This is a genomic window from Neisseria sp. P0008.S010, from assembly GCF_051962715.1.
Taxonomy (GTDB): Bacteria; Pseudomonadota; Gammaproteobacteria; order Burkholderiales; family Neisseriaceae; genus Neisseria; species Neisseria elongata.
In genome coordinates this window covers 1-3,350 of the sequence record NZ_JBQCVA010000084.1, presented here as the reverse complement: position 1 = coordinate 3,350, position 3,350 = coordinate 1, and the positions used below count along the sequence as shown (strand labels likewise).

The following is a 3,350-nucleotide window of genomic DNA, read 5'->3' as shown; positions in this document are numbered from 1 at the left end:
AGCCGTTTGAATTCCCTGTTGCTTCTTTGGATTAGGTTTTCGTATTTCATTTGGAAATTGTAAATCTTCAGGATACTCTCGCAAGAGGTCTAATATCATCCGTACCACAACACATGACGGGACAGGCTTTCTGCCGCCATGCATAAAACCTTGACAGGCACGCGCCAGGCCCTACAATGCCGCAGCCTTTTTGGAAAACCGATATGAAACTGATAATTCTCGACCGCGACGGCGTCATCAACCAAGACCGGGACGACTTTGTAAAGTCGGCCGACGAATGGATTCCCCTGCCCGGCAGCATGGATGCCGTCGCCTTCCTCTCCGAGGCGGGCTACATCGTGGCCGTGGCCACTAACCAGTCCGGCATCGGGCGCGGCCTGTTCACCATGCAGGAACTGACCGAAATGCACAACAAAATGCACAAAATGGTTCAGCAGGCGGGCGGCGTGATAGACGGCGTTTGGTTCTGCCCGCACACCGCCGCCGCCGACTGCGGCTGCCGCAAGCCGAAAAGCGGCATGGTGTTGGACATTCTCGACCGTTTCAACGCCAAAGCCGAAAACACCTATATGGTGGGCGACAGCCTGCGCGATTTGCAGGCCGTGGCCGGAGCCGGCGGCAAACCCGTGCTGGTGCTGACCGGCAAAGGAAAGAAAACGTTGGCGGAACACGCCGCCGAACTGCCCGAAGGCACGCAGGTTTTCGACGACCTGATGGCGTTTTCGCAATACCTGATGGGACAGGACGAAGCCGAAACGGAGGCAGGCCATGCTGTTGTTGCGTAACCTTATCTACTGGCTGATATTAGTGGTCAGCCTGATTACCATGTTCCCCTTCATTATCCTCGCCATACCGATTCCCAACGGCGCGCACACGGTAGCCCGGCAGTGGGTGAAAATCCTAATGTGGTCGCTGAAAAACATCGTCGGCTTGAAATACCGGCTGGTCGGCGCGGAGAATATCCCTGACAAACCGTCCATCATTTGCGCCAAGCACCAAAGCGGCTGGGAAACGCTCGCCCTGCAGGAAATTTTCCCGCCGCAGGTATTCGTGGCCAAGCGCGAACTGTTTAAAATCCCCTTCTTCGGCTGGGGGCTGAAAATCGTCAAAACCATAGGCATCGAACGCGGTAGCGCGCAGGCTAGCAGCCAGTTGGCCAAACAAGGCAGGGAGCGGCGCGACGAAGGCTATTGGATTACCATTTTCCCCGAAGGCACGCGGGTCGCACCGGGCAGCAAGGGACGTTACAAAAGCGGCGCGGCGCGGATGGCGAAGCTGTTTGAAATGGACATCGTCCCCGTCGCCCTCAACAGCGGCGAATTTTGGCCGAAAGATTCGTTTTTGAAATACCCCGGCACGGTGGACGTCATCATCGGCCCCGTCATCCGCCATGAAGACGGCAGCGAGGCCGAACTAACCGCCCGCTGCGAAGAGTGGATTGAAACGCAGCAGCAGCACATTAACGGCAAAGGCCCGCGTGCCGCCGCGAACCGTCATTGACGGCGGGATTCCGTTTCTCCCGATTCGTCAAAGGCCGTCTGAAAACGCAGTTTCAACAAAATCGAAACTGCATTTTCAGACGGCCTTTTGCTTTCTTGCCGACAGGCTTTCCACCTACATCAGCACCACGTCGAACTGCTCCTGCGTATAACTGTTTTCTACCGCCAGCGACACCGGTTTGCCGATAAAGTCGATCAGCATCGCCAACGACTGCGACTCTTCGTCTAGAAACAAATCAATCACTTCCGGCGAGGCGAGGATGCGGAACTGGCGCACGTCGAAGCGGCGGCTTTCGCGCACGATTTCGCGCTGGATTTCATAGCAGACGGTCTGCGGGGTTTTCAGACGGCCTCTGCCCTGGCAGGCGGGGCAGGGTTCGCACAATACATGGCTGAGGTTTTCGCGCGTGCGTTTGCGCGTCAGCTCCACCAGGCCGAGGCTGGTGAAACCGTTGAGGGTAACGCGGGTGCGGTCGAAGCTGAGGGCTTTGGCCAGTTCCTGCAGCACGGCTTCGCGGTGCACGTCGGAAGACATGTCGATAAAGTCGATGATGATGATGCCGCCCAGATTGCGCAGGCGCAGTTCGCGCGCGATGGCGTGGCAGGCTTCGAGGTTGGTTTTGAAAATGGTTTCGTCGAAATTGCGCGCGCCGACGAAGCCGCCGGTGTTCACGTCTATCGTCGTCATGGCTTCGGTGGCTTCGATAATCAGGTAGCTGCCGAAATTGAGATTGACGCGCGGCTGGAGGGCGCGGTTGATTTCGGCTTCGACGTTGTGGGTTTCAAACAGCGGCCGCTCGCCGGTGAAGAGCTTGATTTTTTCCGCCGCGCCTTGAACGTATTGGGTGGCGAAATGCTGCATTTTGGCGAAGTTTTCTTTTGAATCGACCAGGATCTCGCGCGTGTTGTCGCTGAACATGTCGCGCAGCACGCGCAGGCTGAGGGGCAAATCCTGATACAGCAGGCTTTCCGCCGGACAGGTTTTGGCCTGTTGGCGGATGTTGGCCCACACTTTGGTCAGGTAGTCGATGTCGGCCTGCAGTTCGGCATCGCCGGCGGTTTCCGCGCTGGTGCGGATGATGTAGCCGTGTGCGGCATCCGGCGGCAGCAGGTTTTGCAGGCGGTCGCGCAGGTTGTGGCGGTCTTCGTGGTCTTCGATGCGTTGGGAAACGCCGATGTGTTCTTCCTGCGGCAGGTGGACGAGGAAGCGTCCGGCCAGCGAAATTTGGGTGGAAAGCCGCGCCCCTTTGCTGTTGATCGGGTCTTTGATGACCTGCACCAGCACGGTCTGCCCTTCGAACAGCATGTGTTCGATGCGCTGGGTTTCGTCGGGGTTTTGCCGCTGTTCCAAGACGTCGACGATGTGCAGGAAGGCCGCGCGTTCCAAGCCGATGTCGATAAACGCGCTCTGCATCCCGGGCAGGACGCGCCGCACCACGCCCAGGTAAATGTTGCCCACCAGTCCGTGTCCGGAATTGCGTTCGATGTGCAGTTCGCAGATGTTGTTTTCTTCGAGCACGGCCACGCGCGTTTCCTGCGGCGTGATATTGACCAACACGGTTTCCGGCGGTCGGACGATGTCTTTATGTAGGGGGATGCTGGGTAACATAATCGGCTTTCGGATTTCAAGCACGCCATGATACAGAAAGCAGAGGCCGTCTGAAAAGTTTATGTGCGGTGAGGAGGGTGTTTTGTTTCCGCCGAAACCCGATGGTCCAGCGGAAACTCCGTTTTAGCTTCGCAGAAACTTCGCTTCCTTCGGAAACTTCGTTTTAGCTGTAGAAATCCCTAGCGTTGTTTACAGTATTTCCAGGAGAATACTGTAACATGAACATGCACAAAAACACCCGC

General features: G+C 57.1%; 3 protein-coding genes. 2 read left to right on the top strand and 1 reads right to left on the bottom strand.

Annotated elements, in window-relative coordinates; genetic code table 11:
- The first annotated feature begins 203 nt into the window (after window positions 1-203).
- Window positions 204-785: a D-glycero-beta-D-manno-heptose 1,7-bisphosphate 7-phosphatase gene (gmhB, locus tag ACTHSL_RS12330; RefSeq protein ID WP_440381622.1), complete on the top strand. Its 582-nt coding sequence runs from the start codon at window positions 204-206 to the stop codon at window positions 783-785.
- A complete protein-coding gene (locus tag ACTHSL_RS12325) occupies window positions 769-1,500 on the top strand; it encodes a lysophospholipid acyltransferase family protein (protein WP_440381621.1) in 732 nt (243 codons plus the stop codon). The genes gmhB and ACTHSL_RS12325 overlap by 17 nt, the downstream gene beginning before the upstream one ends.
- Window positions 1,501-1,614: 114 nt before the next feature.
- On the opposite strand, the gene rng is transcribed toward ACTHSL_RS12325, so the two are convergent.
- Window positions 1,615-3,108 (bottom strand): ribonuclease G, encoded by a 1,494-nt coding sequence (gene rng, locus ACTHSL_RS12320; protein ID WP_049248764.1) that lies wholly within the window; start codon window positions 3,106-3,108, stop codon window positions 1,615-1,617.
- Window positions 3,109-3,350: the final 242 nt, after the last annotated feature.

Coding starts and splice junctions, on each gene's coding strand:
- gmhB (WP_440381622.1), top strand. CDS start 204: ATGAAACTGATAATTCTCGACCGCGACGGCGTCATCAACCAAGACCGG.
- ACTHSL_RS12325 (WP_440381621.1), top strand. CDS start 769: ATGCTGTTGTTGCGTAACCTTATCTACTGGCTGATATTAGTGGTCAGC.
- rng (WP_049248764.1), bottom strand. CDS start 3,108: ATGTTACCCAGCATCCCCCTACATAAAGACATCGTCCGACCGCCGGAA.